Annotated in this window: 17 protein-coding genes; 1 reads left to right on the plus strand and 16 read right to left on the minus strand. The window is 37.8% G+C overall.

The window, feature by feature from the left end:
• Positions 1-13 precede the first annotated feature (13 nt).
• From ACRPLQ_RS14670 to ACRPLQ_RS14695, 6 genes are read right to left on the minus strand one after another with little or no spacing between them, the layout of a single operon-like run.
• Entirely contained in the window at positions 14-2890 is a 2877-nt protein-coding gene (locus tag ACRPLQ_RS14670) for an ATP-binding protein (protein WP_432236136.1), read from the minus strand.
• Positions 2880-3248 (minus strand): response regulator transcription factor, encoded by a 369-nt coding sequence (locus ACRPLQ_RS14675; protein ID WP_028412195.1) that lies wholly within the window; start codon positions 3246-3248, stop codon positions 2880-2882. Before ACRPLQ_RS14675 ends, ACRPLQ_RS14670 begins: the two co-directional genes overlap by 11 nt.
• 2 nt (positions 3249-3250) lie before the next feature.
• Entirely contained in the window at positions 3251-6499 is a 3249-nt protein-coding gene (locus ACRPLQ_RS14680) for a hypothetical protein (RefSeq protein ID WP_432236137.1), read from the minus strand.
• Positions 6496-7905 (minus strand): glycosyltransferase family 2 protein, encoded by a 1410-nt coding sequence (locus ACRPLQ_RS14685; protein WP_033578173.1) that lies wholly within the window; start codon positions 7903-7905, stop codon positions 6496-6498. Before ACRPLQ_RS14685 ends, ACRPLQ_RS14680 begins: the two co-directional genes overlap by 4 nt.
• On the minus strand, positions 7895-8944 hold the full coding sequence (locus ACRPLQ_RS14690) for a HEAT repeat domain-containing protein (RefSeq protein WP_432236138.1): 1050 nt from the start codon (positions 8942-8944) through the stop codon (positions 7895-7897). Before ACRPLQ_RS14690 ends, ACRPLQ_RS14685 begins: the two co-directional genes overlap by 11 nt.
• Positions 8945-10552 carry a GGDEF domain-containing response regulator gene (locus ACRPLQ_RS14695; RefSeq protein WP_432236139.1) on the minus strand — a complete coding sequence of 536 codons (1608 nt, stop codon included), beginning with the start codon at positions 10550-10552 and terminating at the stop codon, positions 8945-8947. It abuts the gene before it with no gap.
• 486 nt (positions 10553-11038) lie between these two features.
• On the opposite strand from ACRPLQ_RS14695, the gene ACRPLQ_RS14700 reads away from it, so the two are divergent.
• Entirely contained in the window at positions 11039-11554 is a 516-nt protein-coding gene (locus ACRPLQ_RS14700; protein WP_013055642.1) for an N-acetyltransferase, read from the plus strand.
• 31 nt (positions 11555-11585) lie between these two features.
• Here ACRPLQ_RS14700 and ACRPLQ_RS14705 read toward each other — a convergent pair whose 3' ends face one another.
• From ACRPLQ_RS14705 to ACRPLQ_RS14750, 10 genes are all read right to left on the minus strand, one after another.
• Positions 11586-12320 (minus strand): sugar phosphate isomerase/epimerase family protein, encoded by a 735-nt coding sequence (locus tag ACRPLQ_RS14705; RefSeq protein WP_049163048.1) that lies wholly within the window; start codon positions 12318-12320, stop codon positions 11586-11588.
• Between the two features lie 93 nt (positions 12321-12413).
• Entirely contained in the window at positions 12414-12548 is a 135-nt protein-coding gene (locus ACRPLQ_RS14710; RefSeq protein ID WP_432236169.1) for a hypothetical protein, read from the minus strand.
• 142 nt (positions 12549-12690) lie between these two features.
• On the minus strand, positions 12691-13497 hold the full coding sequence (locus ACRPLQ_RS14715) for a carbohydrate ABC transporter permease (RefSeq protein ID WP_013055640.1): 807 nt from the start codon (positions 13495-13497) through the stop codon (positions 12691-12693).
• A 68-nt stretch (positions 13498-13565) separates the two neighbouring features.
• Positions 13566-14420, minus strand: coding sequence for a carbohydrate ABC transporter permease (locus ACRPLQ_RS14720; RefSeq protein WP_014461372.1), 855 nt, complete (start codon positions 14418-14420; stop codon positions 13566-13568).
• Positions 14421-14492: 72 nt separating this feature from the next.
• Positions 14493-15770 (minus strand): ABC transporter substrate-binding protein, encoded by a 1278-nt coding sequence (locus ACRPLQ_RS14725; protein ID WP_432236140.1) that lies wholly within the window; start codon positions 15768-15770, stop codon positions 14493-14495.
• Positions 15771-16121: 351 nt separating this feature from the next.
• Positions 16122-16733 carry a flavin reductase family protein gene (locus ACRPLQ_RS14730; protein WP_028412188.1) on the minus strand — a complete coding sequence of 204 codons (612 nt, stop codon included), beginning with the start codon at positions 16731-16733 and terminating at the stop codon, positions 16122-16124.
• Positions 16734-16909: 176 nt separating this feature from the next.
• Positions 16910-18178: a 3D domain-containing protein gene (locus ACRPLQ_RS14735; RefSeq protein ID WP_028412187.1), complete on the minus strand. Its 1269-nt coding sequence runs from the start codon at positions 18176-18178 to the stop codon at positions 16910-16912.
• Positions 18179-18617: 439 nt separating this feature from the next.
• Positions 18618-19538 (minus strand): ribose ABC transporter substrate-binding protein RbsB, encoded by a 921-nt coding sequence (rbsB, locus tag ACRPLQ_RS14740; RefSeq protein ID WP_014461376.1) that lies wholly within the window; start codon positions 19536-19538, stop codon positions 18618-18620.
• An 11-nt stretch (positions 19539-19549) separates the two neighbouring features.
• Positions 19550-20509: a ribose ABC transporter permease RbsC gene (gene rbsC / locus ACRPLQ_RS14745; RefSeq protein ID WP_033578167.1), complete on the minus strand. Its 960-nt coding sequence runs from the start codon at positions 20507-20509 to the stop codon at positions 19550-19552.
• A gap of 1 nt (position 20510) precedes the next feature.
• Positions 20511-21992, minus strand: coding sequence for a sugar ABC transporter ATP-binding protein (locus tag ACRPLQ_RS14750; protein WP_432236141.1), 1482 nt, complete (start codon positions 21990-21992; stop codon positions 20511-20513).
• Positions 21993-22003: the final 11 nt, after the last annotated feature.

Raw genomic sequence — 22003 nt, forward strand, 5'->3', positions numbered from 1 at the left:
CCTCACCAAATTTCTACTCTTCTTTATCTGATGGAATCATAATTTCTCCTTCATGCTCTTGTTTTTTCAAAAGCAGCTGGAGAATCGTTTTAGATAATTTACTAGGCTGATAGGGTTTAATCAGAAACTCACACACTCCAAGCTCTAATCCTTTGCTTCTTTCGTCTAGAGCAGATGAGATTAAGATAGGAATTTTTGCTGTCTCTGTATTTTCTTTGAGATGCCTTAAAACATCCCAGCCGTCTAACTTATTTTCTCCTAGCATGATATCTAGAACAACCACTTCAGGCTTTTGCTGATGAATAGAGTTTAATGCGTCTTCTCCGTTATTAAAATACCGAACGTGAAAGCCGCTTTCTTTTAATTCTACCTGTAAAAGCGTCGCTAAACTTTTATCATCTTCTACAATCACTACGCTTTTACGGTTATCATTCGCACTTATCATCATTTCTTCATCGTACTGAACTTCATGTAGAAGCGGGAGAACAACCGTGAATGTTGTTCCTTTTTTCCATTCTGATTGTACAGTAATGTCTCCACCATGAGCTTTTACAATTTCTTTTACAATTGCTAACCCTAGACCCGTTCCGCCAATTTTGCGCATATCGGAGTTATCTACTCTGTAGAATTTGGTAAACAAATGTCCTAGCGCTTCACTTGGTATACCAATTCCTTCATCTTGAATATCAATATAAACAGCGTGTTCCTTTTGATACACTTTAACTGTAACGTTCCCTCCATCGGGCGAATATTTTACTGCATTGCTAATTACATTATTAAACAATTGAAGAAGCTTATCTTTATCTCCCATTACTGTAAAATGCTCTTGATCGGAAATCATATCAAATTCATGCTTACTTGTTTGTATGTTCTGGACCTCAATCACCTGCTTAATAAGTGGCAGAATGTCTTGATACTTTTTATCGTAGGTTTGTTTCCCCGCTTCCATTCTTTGGACATCCAAAAAATCGTTGATTAAAGAAGTTAACCGCTGTGCTTCCTGATAAATAGTAGTTAAATACTTCTTCTGTCTTTCTTCTTTTAATGTTTTGTTTAGCATAAGCTCAGTGAACCCTAATACACTTGCTAAAGGTGTGCGCAGCTCGTGACTCACAGTGCTTACAAATTCCGACTTCATCTGATCAACTTCAAATTCTTTCGTAATATCACGATGAACGAACAATACGCCAAACATCTGACGGTTTCGATATACGTATTCGCTATAAACTTTTATAACTTTTCGCTTACCTTCCGTATGCAGATAATAAACAAAAGACTTTTCTACTTGCTCTCCCTTACAAATGGCTTTAACGTATTGTCTTAGCTCCTCTATATTTTCGACTTTTTGAGAGAGAGCATCTAGCCATTGATCACGAGAAAGCTGAAGAAGCCCGCTTTGATGCTCATATTGAAACAATTCGCTAGTCTTCGTATTTACTTGTAGAATCGTACCGCTTGTATCTACAAGCTGCATTCCTTCTTGAATCGAATTTAAAATATCTTGAGATAGCAGTCTGTCATGCTCAGACTCTTCGTAAATATAAATTTTTTCAAGAGCAATCGTAATTTGTTTGGCCAATATTTCAAATGTCTGTAATTCATGTTCTGTGTATTCATCCGCGTAGCGGCTGTAAAACATATAGGCTAGCATATCTCCCTGTGAAGACAGCACCGGTACGATAACATCATACAAATAAAACGTTTGCTGATGATATAGGCGCTCATGTTCTCTACACTCTCTTTTTACTACCATGCATTTTTTCGTCTTTTGCACATGATCAACATAATTATTATGAAGATTTGCCACCATCTGTTTAACACTTGATGAAGATAGACCAAATGAAGCATGTGTCTTTTTATCGGTTAGCATAATAAAACCGTGATCAGCTTTCATTACTCGGCTCATGTTTGTGACAGCACTCGTGAGAACTTCTTGCTTGTGAAGAGAATTTGTTAGTCCATGCACAAATAAATTGCGCAATTCTAACTCTCCTTCTCGTTCCTTTGTCAATTCCAATGCGTGCTGAAGTTCATCTTGCTGACTGTGCAACTCATCTTGCTGTGCAATCAGCTCTTCATTTTGAGCCGTTAACTCCTGTTCGTTATTTTGCAAAGTCGATACCATTTTGTAAAAGGCCTGAGATAGCATACCGATTTCATCTCTTCTATGTTCATCAAATGTCATAGGCATTTCTTTTCCCGCAGCAATTTCGCTTGCCGTATATGCTAGCTGACTCAGCGGCTTTACAAACTTATTTAGCAATACCCGTGTAAGCAATAATAAAATGACCACTGTAAACGCTAAAAATAAAATAAAGAACGTTTGACTTTTCTGCATGTCACTCGACGTGTCATCGTACTGTGTATTTAAGTCTTTAGTTAATTCATTTTGGTAGTCATCAAGTTCTTTTTGCATTTGTTCTATTGATTTAGAAGCAGCCTTCCGCTCAGTACTAGAGCGGACTCCTTCAATGCCTTTTTTGTCGTAAATATCTTTAAAATAAGGAAGCGTTTGATTAAAATACGTGTTTAGCATCACCGTCGCTTCATTTACAAACGTACGTTCACGTCTATCTGCCGCTAGACCTGCAAGTCGATCAAGATTTTCTTCGATACTTTTTTGCTGACTTGCAGCCTCGTTATACATATCCTCTGAATCAAATGCAATAAACCCACGAGCCTGCAAAAAAGCTCTGTTCATTGATTTATCAATTGTAGATAGCAGCTGTGCCTTTTCCCGTACTTGTGCCCTGTACTGGGCATAATCAGCTGTAATTTCTTTTTGCCGTACAACAAGTACAGTTGAACCCGCCGCAAAAGCAAGTAAAAGGATACTTGCTAAGAAGATGAACTGGGTTGAGATACTTTTTCGTTTTAGTTTATTGTTCATCTAAAATTTCCTCAACACGTTCGGCTAGCAATAGGGGACTAAACGGTTTAGACATAAAATACGCAGCCCCTGCTTCTAACACTCGGCTTTGATCAGCAGCTTGATTCTTAGCTGAAAGCATCAATACTTTTGTATGGCGCTTATCTTTCATTTCTTTTAGCTGCTGAATGACTTCAAGCCCGGTGAACACGGGCATCATATAATCCAAAATAATTAAGTCAAAATCACGTTCTTTAATAAACTCCAACGCTTCTTCGCCGTTTTCTGCTTCCGTCACTTCATGTCCTTCATCTTCAAGCGTATCTACCACTAACATACGAAGCACTTCTTCATCTTCCGCTAATAAAATTTTTGCCATTGTTATTCCTCCGCTTGTAGTCGTCCATACGTTTTTTGCAATATGAAGTAGGACGGCTTTATTCGTTCGTGAAAAGTTGGATACTCCCAATTTTTCCACTTGTATAAGTAAAAATCTTTTAATAAAAGTTCTCCTTTTTTCTGAGTCGGAAACGTATCTTCCACGTCATTGCTCTTCTTATTAACAGCTACGACTCCCACTTGAATTCCTTTCATTTTCTCGCTGGATTCTAATCCTTTTTTGGACCAAATATCTCCCATTATTTCTTTTTGACTCGGGTCTTTTACATTTAAAAGCGCCCAAGGAATGCGAAGTTCAGCAATTCCATTTGATTCATTCACTTTAAAATCTGCCAGCGAATCAAATGAAGAAGAGTTAGGATCGCTGTTTCCTTCTTGGAGCTTCCCAGTTTCATAGGCGTCAAAAGGAATGGTTCTCTTGTTTTTCCCCTCTCCAATCGCTAACTCTTTGTTAAGGGCGAGCCTGATTGGATTAAACATGCCGTTATCTTTTGTATCGGTTCCTTTTACAGATGGAATCATTTGAAGCTGATGGGCATACGAAAAATAATACGTATCGTAATAGCTGTCTATCCACAAGTGACTGTCTTCTTTCCCGTTTAATTCTGCTACAAAATCAATTCCTTTTGTTTTTAAAGAAGGAATTTGAGGAATCTTTGACTGTCCCTGATTGTTAATTGTGTTAAACAAGAAATAAAGCTTTTGATCTTCCAGCTCTTTTGCACTCACGTGTAGATATAGATAACCTTCATCACTTGTAATGTTCAATGCTTTTAACTTCTTAGACGGCTTATATACCGACTTGCTGTTCAGCTTTTTCCAATCATCTGATTTGCCGTCTACTTTGACTTTCAGCTTTGTTCCTGGATCAAAACTCAACAGGCCAAAATGCTGTTCTCCCGTTTGCAAATTCGTCCAAAATGGCCTGCGGTTCGGATTGTCGTACTCCATCGTATTCCACGTTCGCTTAAACCATTCATCTTGCCATGTAAAGACCATACCGCCAGCCATTTTTTCTTCAACAATATCTTCGTACAAGCGTGACAGAATCTTTCCTTGTTCTTGTTCCGTATGAAAGCCTTGATCCCATCCGTATACGTTTCTATGGGTGAGTCCTCGCGAAGCTGGAATGCCAAATTCAGCAACAAGCACGGGCATATGATGAACTTCTTTCATATTTTGCAAATAACCTGCGTAGTTATTTTTCTCTCCTCGATGATCGCGATAAGCGAGATAACGAGGTTCATAGTTTAAGAAATCAGGATAGTAAGGATAAATATGATAAGAAGCAAATAATCCCGGCTCAAATTTTTTAGTTGTGTGAATTAAATTAGGATTAACAGACACTTTATCTTCGTCTTCAGAAGGCTCATATGGATGAGTCAATAAATCCGTCGTCACCCAGTTCGTAAAGCTCATAGGCCGCTGCCAATCATATTTATCCTGCTCATAGGAAATTGTTTTTTCCATAAGCTGCGCAAGCCAAATTTCAAAGGGATTGCCTTTTTCAGTATAGATGTACTTCCCTTTAAAATCTTTCATTCCTTTATGTTTTTCATTTGTCGAAAGGGCTACCGTGGGATCCCATTCAACTCCTATAATCCAGCCTAAAACATAAGGAGACACGTCTGCTGTATACGTTCCGCTTGCATGTCCCGTCCGTTTTGGCAGTGTTGCATTTCCATGAATAACGTTTACAATCCTTTTCATTTCAGCTTCAAATTCTTTTGTATTTTCCTTTGCAAAAGCATCTTGTGAATCATAGAAAACTTCTTCATTCACCCATACTCCATGAAAAAGATAAATGGGTTCTTTGGCTTTTTGGTTATACTCAGCAAGCGCTTCATAAAAGCCGGGAGGGTGAATGGTGTATACGCGGATTGAGTTTGCATTCATCTTGCCAATTTCTTTAAACCAGCGCAAATATTCTTCTTTCGAAATAGCGGTCTCACCAGGGAAATGGCCTGGCTTACTAATGCCCATATTTACTCCTTTAATCAGCAAATCTTTCCACTTGCCGTTTTGATAAACTTGCAAATAATCTTTTCCTACTTTCCCTGCTACTTTACGGTCAGCATCTTCATAGATTTCCATATTTTCATTAAAAGTAACAGAAGCAGGCTGCGATGCATTTTGCTGTTGATCTATAATCTTATTCATAAGAGGCAGATAAACAGTCCAGTAAAAAGAAGACTCATCTTCTTTTCCGATTTTCTCTGTCCATTTCTTCCACACCGGGTAAAAAGAGGTTTGATAAATGGAAGGTACTTCTCCTTGATCTGCAAAATCTCCTGCAAAGTAATAAGTATCATATCGCTCTTTATTATGATGAACGACTGCTGGTATGGACAAAGGAATACCATTTTCCTTTAGCTTGTTTTTTCCTTCAGAATCCAAGTGAAAGACAAACTGAGCCTGCACATCACTTTTTTGCTGAGGTGTAATTACGTCAAACCAATATTGATAAGCAGATTCATCCTGTAAATTCAATGTTTTTTTTCCTTGTTTTGTATATTGAAACCATACTGGATTTTCTTTTAATTCTTTTTCCGTTATAATAACGAGCTTATTGGATTCATTAACAAACAGTAAGCCTCTGCCCGTAAGGTTCCACTCTTTGTTGTACTGCTTTTTGTAAGCACTTTTCACCCAAGCAGGAACTTCTTCACTGCCGAATTCATCAAAATAGCGACCAATCCAGCCGGACCACGTAACATTGTACAATTCATACAGTTCTTTGCGAACGTCTAGAGAAGTAGGACTTCCAAATGTATTAAACTCTCCAATCAGCGTTTTTGTACGTCCATTCAGTGCTTTCTTAACGTAGCTCACGTCTTCAGAAGTCATGCCGCCATACACCAGCTGAGAACGATCTCCTCTTTTAGCTTTTACGCCTAAATCTTCTTTGTATACGCCATACGTGTCCGTGATATAAATCATATCTGCAGAGTTTGTTTTTGGCAGAGATTTAATGCTGTATGTTTTATCTCCATTCGGATAAAACCCTGCATAATCTTTTGAGATTTCATAATGCTTCCCGTCTTTGCGTACTTTCGCTTGATTCAGCATCCACATTAAGCCCTGATGCTCTCGAAACGTTTGATCTGGCACTGTTTTATCAATGACAAGCATATTCAAATCAGTTGGTTTCTGTAGCTGCCAAATAAGAAATGGCGAAGCCGTTACTGCCATAACCAAAATAATGCCGCCGATTAATAACCATTTTTTCATTGTGAAACTCCTTTTCGCTGCATGTCTCCCCAGCCTTTTTTATTGCGAATAACGTCCAACAATCCATGACAGCGCCATATAACAGTTAGAGGGCGATACCAAAAGGATTCAGTCAGGGAAAAGACAAACAGCTTAGCGATATCAGATACTTTTGGATATTTGCGAAGGCTCCACTCTTCTAGCAAAACAGCCGCCATCGAATAAAGAGAACCATATACAACCATTAAGAGAAAAAGCAAATACGCAAATTCTACATAAATCCCGCCTACAACTAGAGAAATAACAATAAACAAATAGCCTAACATTTCCATGACCGGCCCGATTAGTTCAATAAACACAAAATAAGGCATAGAAATCATTCCGATACTTCCGTATTTCGGATTAAACAGCATCTCTTTATGCTTCCAAAGACTATCAAATAAACCGCGGTGCCAGCGGTTTCGCTGTCTTCGCAAATATTTGATTTCATCAGGTGCCTCTGTCCAGCATACAGGATCTGGAATATAAACAATTTGATTGTTGGCTTTTTTCTGTTTAATCAGTCGGTGGAGGCGAACAACAAGCTCCATGTCTTCGCCGACTGTATGAGAATAACCCCCAGCTTCAATCACCCAGCGTTTAGAAAATACGCCAAATGCTCCTGACACAATAAGTAATAAATTATGGCGACTGAGACCAATGCGCCCCATAAGAAAGGCACGTAAATATTCAATAATCTGCATCACAACAAGCGGCTGCGTATCAAGTCCAATCGATACGACCGCACCGTTTTCGATTTTACATCCGTTTGCAATTCGAATACTTCCTCCTGAAGCAATTACTTCTCCGTCTGAATCAATAATTGGCTTCATAACTTTTAAAAAAGCGTCTCTTTCCAACACTGAATCACCATCGATCGAACAAAAATAAGGATAGTTGGATAAATTAATTCCTGCATTTAATGCATCTGACTTTCCTCCATTTTGTTTATCGACTACATATAAATAATCGTATAATTTAGAACGATATACAGCTTTTACTTCTTTCGTCTCCACTTGCTTTCTCACAACTCGATTCATTTTCACAAGAGAAAACTCTTCGATGAGCTTTTCTAACGTATCATCTGAAGATCCATCATTTACTACAATTACTTCATATTCCGGATATTCAATTCCAAGCAGCGAACGCACGCTTCCAATAATCCCCACAGATTCGTTATAAGCGGGAACTAATATAGATAACGGCGTTGTATAGCTAACCGCAAGCAAATCTTCATAAGGTTCTTCATCATTTAATTGATATTGCTTTCGCAGTTGAAAAGCAGAGATGATAAACATCATAAAATAAAAACAAAGCACAAAAATCATATAAGCAAATACAGCCCATCCGCAAACGGACAAAAAAAGATGCCAAACACTATTCCACAACCGTAATTCCTCCCTTTTCAAGCCATTCTGCTGCCATATCTTTCGAAAACTTGTCATCAGTCGTTTCATATACATGAACTAAGTATTCTGTACCCGTTGGGATTTTCATCATTGACTGAGCAGCATTCGAACGCACAAGAAAATGAGAATCTTTCAGCGACTGCTCGAGAAGTGACAATCCCTTCTCATCTCTCGTTTTGCCTACTAGTTTGGTAGCCATCATTCTCTCTTGCCACATATCTGATTGAAGATGTTTCGTGAGCTCCTCTACTTTTAATGGAAAAGATAAAGCGTTAAGTGATTTCAACGAACGAATTCGCAGTTCTTCTGATGAACTTTTCATGTGCATTTTTAAGAAATCGATATACTCTAACTTATGATTGATACCGATCATATCGATAAGTGGCAGCTGAATTTCTTCTTGCAGGTCTTCAAATTTATTAATAAATTGCTGAAACTGCTCACTGTTCATAGTTCCAAACAAAGAGCGGTACATAAATTCAGACAGCGGTTTAGAGGCATTCGTCATGTATATAACAAACTCAGGACGGTTTAGCTTAACTAAAATCTTTAAAATTTGATTTTTTTCAGCCGCTGTACTATTTTTTTTCTCATACATTTCTACTAATTGGTCTGTTAGCGTAGTAAGACCAAAATCTTCAATAGCATAAAGGGCATTCATTCTGACACTCCACCTAGAATGATGCAGCTCTTTTTTATATTTGGGTGTAAAAACCTTCTCCGCATAGAGCGTGATGTTATTTCGAATGTCATCACCTTGCACAGCTGCAGAAAAACCGCTCAATAGTTCCTCTACACCCGCCAGCTCTATTTTATTTTTAGGCTCTATCCGATGTTCTTCATCTTTTCTGTATAAATAAATAAAAAGAGATTCTTTTATACTATTTTTATAGGATTCTACTTTTGCCCGGAAAGCGTTTAAACGCGCTTTTTGAATAAGTAAATAACTTAGAAAACAAACCAACAGCAATAGCAATCCGCCAAATAAGGCATATACCACTTGAATTGACATCCCCATTTATTTCACCTTCTTCATTAAATGACGTACGCGCGCTTCAAGCTCCATTAACTTAAATGGCTTTGTCATGTAATCGTCTGCCCCAAGTTCTAATGCTCTTTGAATATCTTGTTCGCTGTTTCGTGATGTAAGCATAATAACCGTGTACTGATCGTGACGTTTCTGCTGCCTTAATTTTTGCAGCACTTCTAAGCCATCCATCTTAGGCATCATTCCATCTAAAATAACAAAGTAGTGATCGCTAGAGTGAATCCATTGGGACTCAAAAAACTCGATGCCGTCTTTAAACACTTCTATTTTCACTTCATAACGATCTCCTACATCAATCTTACTTAAAAGCTCTTTCAGCATCGTTCGAATGATAGAATCATCATCAATAATAGCCATACGAAGCGTTCGCTTTTTAACCAGCTTGCTTTGAGAAGAAGCTACAATTTTTTGACGTCCTGATTCCTTCGCTATATATAATGCTTCATCAGCTTGATGAAGCGCTTTTTCTAACGGCCATTCATTGTTATGAACTTCTACAACTCCGCCGGAAAAGCTGCAATAAAACGAATTGCTTTGATGTGTGAACACTTTTTTCACAAAGGAATTCAACAGTCTATTTAATACTGTTTCTGCCTCTTTTATATTGGTTTTTGGCAGTAAAAGAATAAATTCTTCGCCTCCATATCTAAAAATGTGATCTGTTGGACGAATTTCATGCTTCATATACTCTACAAATGCTTGCAGCACGCGGTCTCCCATAAGATGTCCATACTGATCATTTATTCTTTTAAAGAAATCTAAATCTAAAATCGCTAAACAAAAAGGATCTTTTAAGCGGTCGTAGCTGGATAGCTGCTGACTGTAGATTTCTTTTAAATACGTTCGGTTATAGGCTCCTGTTAATTCATCAAACATTAAATAGGAGTTAAACATTTGCTTTCGTTCAATATGGTGACCAATTCGAAGTAGACTTTCTTCCAAATCGAAAGGTTTAACAAGAAAGTCATCGGCCCCTAATTTAAAAGCCTTCAAACGCGTCTCTTTTTGATTATCAACGCTCATCATGACAATCGGGACGAACAGTTGCTTTGTTTTATCACGTAAAAATGAAAGAATGTCAAAGCCTGTACAGTCTTTCATATGTACATCAACAACAAAACAATCCGGCTTTAATTCGTAAAAAGCCGTAATGGCTTTTTCTTTAGATGCAGTTGCTAATACGTACCATCCCTGCTTTTCAAACTGTTCTTTTAAATACATCAGCATTGAAAGATCGTCGTCCACAAGTAAAATGCTAGCTGTTTGTTCACTGATTTCTATCGGTTTATTTATATCTTCTGCGGATTGAATTTCATCTTGATAACAAATTTTAATAATATCTAATAAAAAAGTATTCAACTCCGCGTAATCCCAGATTTTTTTCTGTTTTTTTTCAACAGCTTCCATTAACGCGCGGGAACGATCTCCTAAATAATGCAGTCCAATAGTCGCAGACGTTCCAGAAATTGAATGCAAAAAGCGGTACACCTCTTCATGAGGTATTTCTTTATTTTGATCAGTCCACTCTTGCAGCTGCTTACGCACATTAGCTAATAATGCAATTTGATATTTATCCATCTTATACACCCTTTGTTCGATATAGTTAACACTTACCCCATATTACTCCATCCATTTTTCTATAATATTTTGTAAGTAAATGAAATATTTTCTTACTTTTATTTTAAGTATGTTTTTTCCAAATGAAAAGCAATTCCTTTTTAACCATACTTTTCCTCTAATGATTTTACTTTAAAATGATTCTTTTTTCACTCATTATTTTTCTTTCCAGATAAGTAAAATGTCCTGTTATCTTCTTTACAAATAGACCTGCAACCTTATTGACAAAATTAATGAGTCTTTGTTACCCTTATACACGTTGTAAAAAATTTAAAAGTGAATGTTAAGGAAAGCAGCCGTTTTGATGAACGATCAATCAAATCAGGTTCTTTCCTTTTTATATTTTTACTAAGGCAGATACTTTGCTAAATAAAGTTTCGCTTTATACACCGTGTCCTCTTTGTCATAGGCGCACTTAGACCGAAAACAGACGGAAAGGAGTATAAAATGTTTACTCAGCTTACAGAAAAAAACCAGAATGCAGAAGAACTAAAAGAAACACTTGATGATTTAGAGTTTCAGCTATTTCGCATGCAGGATAATTTAAAAGAAATTGCTAAAAAGTACGAAGTTATCGGTGTCGATCAACCTGAAGATAATCAGTTAGTTATTGTATCGGCACAAAATGACGGAAACGCATGTAAAATTATGCTAAATGAATGCACAAAAGCCTATAGAGGGGCTTGGGATTTTGCCATCGATGGCGTATATGAAGATAATCACACGATTTTTATTGGTGATATTAAAGGTCCCGCTAATAAGGGATATGGCTCTGTATGTATGAATTATTTAAAAGAAGTAGCGGTTGATCAAAATGTTCATGTCATTAAAGGAGATATCGCTGAGCGCGACTGGGATCATCTCGAAAGATTAATTCATTTTTATGAAAAACATAACTTTGAAGTAAATATTGATTATACGAATAAGTGCGGAGAAATTGAATGGACTCCAGCTTATCAATAAAAAACGAACAGACAGCGTCTGTTCGTTTTTTTTATTTGATATATGCTAAGCTTTTTTTAATACTGCTAAGAGGACTTTCTATGCACTGATCTTGTTCAACGATCCACCATTTTACGCCTGCTTTATTGCCTTCTTTCATGACAGCCTTTACATTTACCCCTCCGGTACCAAGAGGAGCAAAGAATTGCTCGCCGTCTGTTGTCATATCTTTTAAATGGATAAAAGGCGTACGATTTCGATAGTGCTTCATCCACTCAACTGGATCTTCGCCTGCTTTAGTGAGCCAATAAATGTCCAGCTCTACATTTACCCCAGTTTCTTCTAGAATCGTTTGGAGAGCTGACTTTCCAGTTGACAATTTTTTTAGCTCAAAATCATGATGGTGATAGCTAAACGACATGCCTTCTTTTTTACAATAAGCATCAATGTAATTTAAAGAATCAATAAGTTCGAAATATCCTTTTTCAGTTTGTCGTTCAGGCATTAAATAAGGACAAACAATATGTGAATTTCCAACTTGCTGCTCAAAGTGAATCACTTGCTCTAAATTTGCTTCTAATTGTTCAAGCGGCACGTGACTAGAAGCTGCCTTCAGCTGTAAATCCGTTAACCATGCTCTTACTTCTTGCGCTGTATATCCTTCGTACCCTGCAAACTCTACCCCTTGATATCCTAAAGCAGCTACTTTTTGAAGAGTTCCTTTAAAGTCTTTTTTCGTTTCTTCACGCAGCGTATAAAGCTGTACTCCTACAGGTATCTCTCCCATCTTCTCTCCCCCTGTTCATTAAGAAAGTGATTGAACTATGGCTAAATCAACCCAATCTAAAGACGAACAAATTGAACTAGTATGAATTACTTGTTACACAGCTGTTGATTTCCGTGCAAGACTTCGCTTTCCGCGGGCGGCCGATGAGCCTCCTCGTCGCTTACGCTCCTGCAGGGTCTCACCTGTTCCGCTTTTCCCGCAGGAGTCTTCGTCTTGCCCTCCAATCAACACCTAGAAGCAATTAACTACAATTAAATCTACGTTCATCCTAGAAAGGAAAAAATCCGAACGAATTTGATTCTCGATCAACAATCAGATTCTTTCGGATCCTTCTTTAACTACATACTTTTTTCTCAACACCTGCTGCTTTTTATTTTACTGCACTTCCAAGCATTCCTGAAATAAAATGACGCTGAAGTGCTAGGAAGAAGACAATGATTGGAATGGTTGCAATCGTTACCCCCATCATTACTTGACCGTAATCAATAATCGATAATCCAATTAAGCTTGAAAGAGCAACTGGCAATGTAGCCATTTCGTTTGATGTAGTCGCAACTAAAGGCCACATAAAGTTATTCCACTGTGTCATAAATAAGAAAATAGCTGCTGCAGCCATCGCAGGCTTCATAGAAGGAAGCACAATGGTTAAAAAGATTCTCATCTCTCCAGCACCGTCCAAACGTGCTGCTTCAATCAGTTCCGTTGGAAAAGCTAAAAAGTTCTGACGTAATAAAAAGATAGCGAACGGAAAGCACAGCTGCGGAACAATAAGAGCAAAATACGTATCAAGCAAATTAAAATTCGACATCAGCTGAAAAAGCGGAATGAGCGTTGCTTGATATGGAATCATCATGGACAATAAAAGCGTCGTAAAAATTGCGTTTCGGCCTTTAAATTCAAATTTAGATAGCGCATATGCAGCTGTAGAACAAACCATTAAAGCTACAATCACATACACTACTGAAACAAATACTGAGTTAAAAAAGACCCGCCCTAAATCAATTGAAGCATTTAAATTTTGTAGATTTGTCATAAATTGATCGCCAGGCTTCAGCGTTGGAGGGTTTGTAAACATTTTTCCCGATTCATTCGTAGCGCCGATAATCATCCAGTAAAACGGAAAAATAGAGATAATCGTGAACAGCCCAAGCATGCTGTATAATCCTATTTTACGCATGATGTTGCTTTTCTTTTTAACCTTAGGCACGGTAGCTACTGCGGTTGCTTCTACTCTCTCTAATACACTCATGATTTATCACCCGTAAATTTAAATTGGAAGAACGTTAAAATACCGACTAATAATACAACAACGTACGCAATGGCTGAAGCATATCCAAAATCAAAATATTTAAAGCCATTTTGATAAATATATAAGCCTAGCGTCATCGTGGAATCAGCAGGGCCGCCTTTTGTTAAGTTAAAAGGTTCGTCAAACAATTGAAGCGTGCCAATTGTTGATAAAATAGTAGCAAACAAGATAACGGGTTTTAATTGTGGAACCGTTACGTGGAAAAACTTTTGAATACGATTTGCCCCGTCTAAATCAGCTGCTTCGTAAACTTCATGAGATAAACTTTGAAGAGCTGCTAGAAAAATAACCATATTATAACCTGTCCATCTCCAAGTCATCGCCACGATGATTGAGACTTTAGCCCAGAAAGGATCTCCCAGCCACTGAATGGCATCGATACCGAAAAACCCTAAAATAGTATTCATAATTCCTTCATCTTGAAGAATGATTGAAAACAAAATAGAATAGGCAACTAGCGACGTTACTGCGGGCAAGAAAAATGAAACTCGGAAAAAACCTTTTAGTCTTAAAAGCTGACTGTTTAACGCGTTAGCTAGTACAAGCGCTAATAAAATCATGACGGGTACTTGAACGATTAAAATAATCCCCGTATTTCCAAGCGCTTTCCAGAAAATATCATCTCCGAGCAAACGTGTATAGTTTGATAAACCGGTAAATACATACTTTCCGCCTTCCATACTCTGAAAGCTTAGAATAAACGATGAAAAAATAGGATAGATGGTAAACAGCGCGAACAGCAAAAGTGCTGGAGCAATAAATAAGTAAGGCAATGATTTATTTGTCTTCATGATGACCTCCTAGTACCGCAAGAAGAAGAGATAGAAGGCAATTTTCTAGAAATCACCTTCTATGCTTCTTGATTATTTTTGAATTCGATTTTCTAAGCGTTTTTGAGCTGCTTCAAGCGAGTCTGTAACACCCTTACCATTTGTTACCTCTGACACAGCTTTGACTGCTTCACTGTTTGCAACTGAGTAATTGCCTGTAAAATTAACCGGCTTAATATCTGTCATTTCATCTGCGAATGTTTTCCAAATCGTCTGATTGTTAAAGTACTCATCTTTTGCAGTGAATAATTTTGAAGAATATACGGTATTTAATGATGGGAATAATCCGCCCTTCATCGCTTCTTCTTGAACTTTATCCGTTGTTGAGAAATATTCCATAAATTTGTACGCTTCATCTGCTTTTTGGCTATTTGCTGAAATCACATAGTTGCTTCCGCCTAAGTTAGAAGCACGGTTGCCTCCTTCTTCAAACGAAGGTAATAAAAATACTCCCCATTTTCCTTTTAAATCTGGAGCCTGCTGCGTAATAGAACCAGATAGCCAAGCACCAGATGGTGAACTTGCTACTTTACCTTCTGCTAAAGCACTGATTGAAGCATCCCAGCCCACTGTATTTTTAACAATGCCTGCTTCTTTTAACTTCTTATTTAATTCCATTGCTTTTTTCGCTTCTTTAGAAGTTAAATTGAGCTTACCTTTGTTATTAAAATAGAACGTACCTTGCTGCGTTAGTGCCATTCGGAATAAGCCATCGTCATTATTAAAATCTAAACCTAGTAAATCAACGCCAACTTTTTCTTTAATTTTCTTACCAGCCGCAATATAATCATCCCATGTTTTGATACTGTTTGGATCTACGCCTGCTTTTTCAAAGTAATCTGTGCGGTAGAAAACGCCTGTCGGACCTGCATCAAACGGGAAGCCGTACATGTCCCCATCCTTTGATAAAAGAGCTTTCTTAAACTCTGGAAATTTATCTTCTTGCTTATCGAACCCTTTTTTAGATAGGTTTAAAAATGCTTTTGGAAATGCATCCAAATATCCTTGGAAACGATCGTCTTCTACTAATACAATATCAGGAAGACCTTTTCCGCCAGCCTGCAATCCTGTTGTTAGTTTTGAATAAACGTCTTCACGTCCCATATCCACTACTTTTAATTTAAATCCTGGATTCTCTTTTTGATATTCTGCTGCTGCTTTCTTTAATACCGGTACGTTAATATTCCAAGCCCATGCAACAACTTCTTTTCCACCGCTACCACTTGTTTCATTAGCGGACTTTCCTCCGCATCCTGCAAGTACTAGGGTTAAAATGAGTGCAAAACTGATTAAACTAAACCAACGTTTCAATGAATACCCCTCCTATGATCTCGTCTCCTAGTGTGGCAAGTTTTTTTGCAAACGCTCACGTCTCTTTCTAGATAGAATTATTGAAAAATAATTCTGTATATTGAAAGCGTATACAATTTACTTAATCTAAATTATATGAATGAATACCCTTTTCCTCAATGGTAAATATAAAAGGCAAAAACCTTACATTTTTGCCTTTTTGTAAATTGATTTTGTTATTATGGTTTCTATTAACTTTTTCGTTCATAAAAAAAAGCGAATGTACTGTTATTGTTGAAACAGAACACAATCGCTTATTTAAAAAAATCCAATGTATACTATTTTTTTGCTACATAAGTAACACTTTCTTGCTTATTTGGGACGTTCTAAGGAAAATAATTGCCCCAATTTACTATAGTTAGAACCCGCAAGCCGGCTGACTGGCTTCACACGTTCTGCAGAAACGCGATCGTTTTCTATTACTTTTTCACTAATATGAAACATCACAACTTCACCGATAAACAAATCTGAGCTGTATGCCTCATCCGTTCCTAATGGAACAATTTGGTGAAGTTTACATTCCATTCGAATGCTGGCTTCTTGAATTCCGGGAACCTGCACTTTTTTGCTCGGTGCTAGTGTTAACCCTGTTTCCTCGACTTCACTCACGGAAGAAGGGTAAGAAGATGCCGCTTGATTCACCTGTTCCACTAAGTTTTCGTCTACAAGATGAACTACAAATTCTTTAGATGCACTAATATTTTTGGCCGTATCTTTCGTCATTTGACCTTCACTTCTCGAAACCGAAACGGCAATCAGCGGAGGCTCTGCCGCAACTACATTAAAAAAACTAAACGGCGCGGCATTCACTACACCGTCATCATTTTGACTTGTAATAAACGCAATTGGCCGGGGAATGACGACACCTGTTAGCAAATGATAATTATCTTTTGCATTTTGTACCGCTGGATCAACTACCTTCATTTTACCCACTCCTTTTCTTCCATTTACTTTATTGTATGGTAACGAAAAGAGCATAGATTAGCTAGCAACTTGCTCACCAAACATGCAAAGAAGAGGCTGAGACATAGCTGCATCCATCTCATCTGAAAACCAACAAAATGAAAAAATCCGAACGATAAATCGTTCGGATCTTCTCTTTAGTTTAGCACCGTTACTTTCACTGTACGACGTCCGAATGCTTTTGCAGCTGACTCAGAAGGTACTAATACGTCAATTCGATATCCTTTAATCGCACCGCCCGTATCACCTGCTGTTGCCACTCCGTATCCTTCTACATATACTTTCGAACCTAATGGAATAACGGATGGATCTACCGCAATAATTTTATGAGTGCCTGAACTTACATTTTGTCCAGTGGCTGTTACGCCGCTGCAGCCTGCACAATTAGCTGTATAAGCTGTTGCTTCTACATACATTTCTTTTCCAGAATGCTTTTGTGTGCTTTCTTCTTTTTTCGTTTCTTTTGCTTCTGAAGAAACGGCTGCTTTCTTCTCTGTAGCCGCAGCTGTTTTTACTTCTTGTTTCGGCTCTGTTTTTACTTCTTTTTTAGCTGTTGCTAATTCAGCTTGACGCTTTGCTTCTGCATCAGCCTCAGCCTTTTCAGCCGCCTGCTGTTTTGCCACTTGCTCAGCTTGCTTTTGAGCTGCTTCTTTTTCTTTTGCAATCTTATCTTGAATGCCTGTTAGTTCAGACTGAAGATTTGCTTTTTCTGAAGAAGCTGCATCAATTTCATTTACGACCGTACTGTATTTTTCTTGCATAGTTGTTAACGTTGCTGATTGTTTCGCAACGTTTTTATCTAATTCAGCTTGTTTAGCCGCTAGGCTACTTTTTGCTGCTTCTAATACTTTTTCTTGCTTATCAATTTCTTTTTTATCTTTTTCAATTTGATCTAAGTCATTTTGATGCTGCTTTAAAATATCATTATCTGCTGACAATAAAGTTGTGACCGCACCCATACGTGCAACAAAATCTCCAAAGTTATCAGCATTCATTAATGTATCAATAACAACGCTTGTTTTATCGTCCTGCTGTAAAGCAACTAATCGATTTTCAATAATATCTTTACGACTTAACACTTTTTCCTGAAGCAAAACGATCTCTTTTTTCTTTTTCTCAATCATTTTGTTCGCTTCTGAAATCTGCTTTTCAGTCGATGCTAACTCTTTTTTATTGCTAGAGATTACTGTATGTAATGAATTTAATTGTGACTGTATGTTTTGAACATCTGAATTGATAGACTGTTTCTCTTTCTCTTTTTGTTGAACAGCCTTTTCTGTTTCTTTAATTTTATTTTCAGTAGTCTGGAGCGCTTCTTCATTCGATTGGGCGTGAGTCTCTGTAATGCCGGTCATGAAGAAAATTCCTGTGACTGCTGCAAGAGTCATACGCTTAAAAATTTTCATAAAGTAATAGTCCCCTTTCCTCATAGACATAGTTATACCATAAAAAACTAGCTGTTTATGTTACAATACAGTTAAAAGTTTCCCATAATCTGTATAACCAAGAATCTCTTTCTGGGAATTTACCACCAAAATCCCTTGATAGAGAGGTTTACTGTTTATTAAAAAAGATATATTTTTGTCACAAAGGGGGCAAAATTACTCTTTAAAAATCAAAATAAACGCTTATTATTACAGCTATATTACAAATTTTTCACAGAAAATTATGTGTTTTACCGCCTTTTTTCTGTGTTTTTTACTTTTTATTACATAAATTCCACCTACATAATTCCTACACTATTTATAAAGTTGTGACTTTTTCACTTCTTTTTTACACTTTATATATATATAAAGACGCCCATAAATCAAATGAGCGTCTTTTTTCTTCACACGTATAAAGCCATTATTTTTCAGAGGTTACTAGTTTTAAAGGCACTGGAATTTGCTTATCTACTTTTTTGCCTTGAAGAACATTTTTAGCAGACTTTACGGCAAGTTTACCAATTAAAACAGGCTGCTGGGCTACAGTTGCTCCTAGTTTTCCTTCTTTTACTGCTTTAATTGCATCGTCGTTTCCATCAAACCCTACTACTAATACATCTTTTCCTGAGCTGTTAATCGCTTGAATAGCTCCTAATGCCATTTCATCATTGTGAGCAAATACGGCTTTGATACCAGGGTTTCCTTGAAGAACGTTCTCCATAACGTTTAAGCCTTTTGTACGGTCAAAATCAGCTGACTGTTTAGCCGTAATATCTAGCTTTTGATCTGCAACGTTGTGGAACCCTTTTCCTCGTTCACGAGTTGCTGAAGCTCCGGGCACGCCTTCAAGTTCTGCTACCTGAGCTTTTTCACCTACTTTTTTTACAATGTAATCAGCAGCCATTTGACCACCTTTTACATTATCTGAAGCTACCAGTGTTTCCACTTTTCCTTTTTCTGCTGAACGATCTAGCGTAATAACTGGAATCCCTACATTATTAGCCGATTGTACAGCTGTTGAAATAGCGGCTGAATCCGTTGGGTTAATAAGCAGAATGTTAACACCTTGCTGCATTAAATCTTCTACATCGTTAATTTGTTTTGCTGAATCATTTTGAGCATCTACTACAACTACTTCCATGCCCAGTTTTTTTGCTTCTTTTTGTACTCCTTCTTTTAGGGAAACAAAGAACGGATTGTTTAATGTAGAAACAGATAAACCAATTTTAATATCTTTTAAATTTTTACTTTCAGATGGTTTCGCCCACTCAGGAGGCTGAAGTGAACAAGCCCCTAACAGTAATAATGAAAATGATAATAGCACGAGCCAAATTTTCTTCATGTTTTTCCCTCCTAAGCTGACTTTTTGCGATCAATTAATACCGCAATTAAAATAACAATTCCTTTTACGACCATTTGGTAAAACGACGAAACGCCGAGTAAGTTCAAACCGTTGTTTAATGTTCCGATAATCAGCGCACCAATTAACGTTCCAACAATGCGTCCACGTCCTCCAGAAAGGCTTGTGCCACCCAGTACTACTGCGGCGATAGCATCTAACTCGTAAGACGTACCTGCCGTTGGCTGAGCAGAATTCAAGCGAGAAGTCAAAATCGCTCCTGATAGCGCTGCCAATAATCCTGCTAGTGAGTAAATCATAACCTTAACTTTCGGAACTTTGATTCCTGAAATAAATGCTGCTTTTTCATTTCCACCGATTGCATATGTTCTACGGCCAAACGGTGTTTTATGCAAAATCACCCATAGGACAGCAAACGCTAATACCATCGTAATCGCTGGAACAGGAATACCTAGGAAATAGCCTCGGCCAAATAACTGGAAGTAATAGTTTTCGCCTAAGCCCGTAATCGGATTTCCATCTGTATAAACAAGCGTTAATCCTCTAAAAATTGTCATCGTCGCTAGCGTCGCAATAAACGGCGCCATTTTTCCTTTTGTAATAAGTAAGCCGTTAACCATACCCATTACAGCTCCTAACACACATCCTATTAAAATAGCTAAAATAGGATCTACACCTGACACAATCATACCTGCCATTAACGCACTTGATAGAGCAAGTATAGAGCCCACGGATAAATCAATTCCCCCTGTTAAAATAACAAATGTCATACCGAATGCAATTAAGGCATTAATGGCTACTTGACGCAGCAAGTTTAAAATATTTAAAGGTTCTAAAAAGCTTGGATTTAAAATCGATACAATGACAATAAGAATAAATAAACCTAGTAACGGACCTAGCTTTTGCATCACGTTATCAACGCGATTTTCTTTTATCGCTGTGTTTGCTTTCATTTTACTGACCTCCTGTTGCAAATGTCATAATTTTTTCTTGAGTTGCTTCTTCACTTGTCAGTTCACCTGTTATCTTTCCTTCATGCACAACCAAAATGCGATCGCTCATGCCGAGTACTTCCGGAAGCTCTGAAGACACCATGATAATAGCCACGCCTCTGTCTGTCAGTTCATTCATAAGCTGATAAATTTCACGCTTCGCCCCGACGTCAACTCCTCGAGTTGGTTCATCTAAAATTAGCACTTTTGGTCTAATGCCAATCCACTTGGCAATAACTACTTTTTGCTGATTTCCTCCCGATAAGTTAGCCGCACTCGTCTCAGACGACTCGGTTTTGATCGTTAAACGTTTAATAAGCAAATCTACAAATTGCTGCTCGCTTTTTTGTTCAATAAAGCCTTTTGGCGAAAAGCTGAATAGACTTGGAAGTGCAATATTTTCTCGAATAGAAAAATCCAGAACGAGCCCTTCTGTTTTACGATCTTCTGTAATGAACCCGAGACCTAATTTAATGGCTTGGTCTGGCTTTGTGATACTGACCCGTTTGCCATTTAAGATAATTTCGCCTTTTTCTAACGGATCAAGCCCGAAGATAGCGCGCATAATTTCGGTTCTGCCAGCTCCCATTAGCCCCGCAACGCCGACAATTTCTCCTGATCGCACTGAAAAATGAACGTCTTGAAATACACCTTTTCTCTCCAAGCCTTTTGCTTCAAAAACAACGTCTCCCTTGGGAGATGTCCTAGCAGGAAATCGATCCGTTAGCTCTCTTCCTACCATTTTGCGAACAACATCATCGAAGCTGGTTTCTGGAATCGGCTTTTTGTCTACCGTCTGTCCATCACGCATGACCGTAATGGAATCACAAATAGCGAAAATCTCTTCCATACGATGTGAAATATAGACAATCGATACACCTTGTTTTCGCAGCGCATTAATTACGTCAAATAACTTTTGAATTTCTCTTTCAGTAAGCGCTGCGGTCGGCTCATCCATGATAATCACTTTTGCATTCGTCATCAGCGCTTTGGCTATCTCAATCATTTGCTGCTGTCCGACAGAACAAAGTCCTGCTTCTTGATCAAGAGGAATGGTGACAGCTAATTTTTCAAACTGCTTCTTTGCTAACGCTTTCATTTCTTTTGTTTTTAAAAAACCTAAAGGTGTTTTTAATTCTTTGCCGATAAATAAGTTTTCAAGCACCGTCATTTCAGGCCAAACGTTCAGCTCTTGATGAATAAAGGTAATTCCGTTTTGTTCTGCTTCTTTTGGGTTTTGAAAATATGTCTCTTTGCCATCAATCAGAATTTGTCCTTCATCTTTTTTATGAAGTCCGGTCAAAATATTCATCAGCGTAGATTTCCCCGCTCCATTTTCCCCCATTAGTGCGTGAACTTCACCTTCATGTAATCCAAAATCCACGCCTCTTAGTACACGGTTTGCTCCAAAGGCTTTATGAATCCCTCTCATTGCAATATGCATGTTGTTCACCT

The sequence above is a fragment of the Priestia sp. TRN 1309 genome (assembly GCF_050846875.1).
GTDB lineage: Bacteria > Bacillota > Bacilli > Bacillales > Bacillaceae_H > Priestia > Priestia zanthoxyli.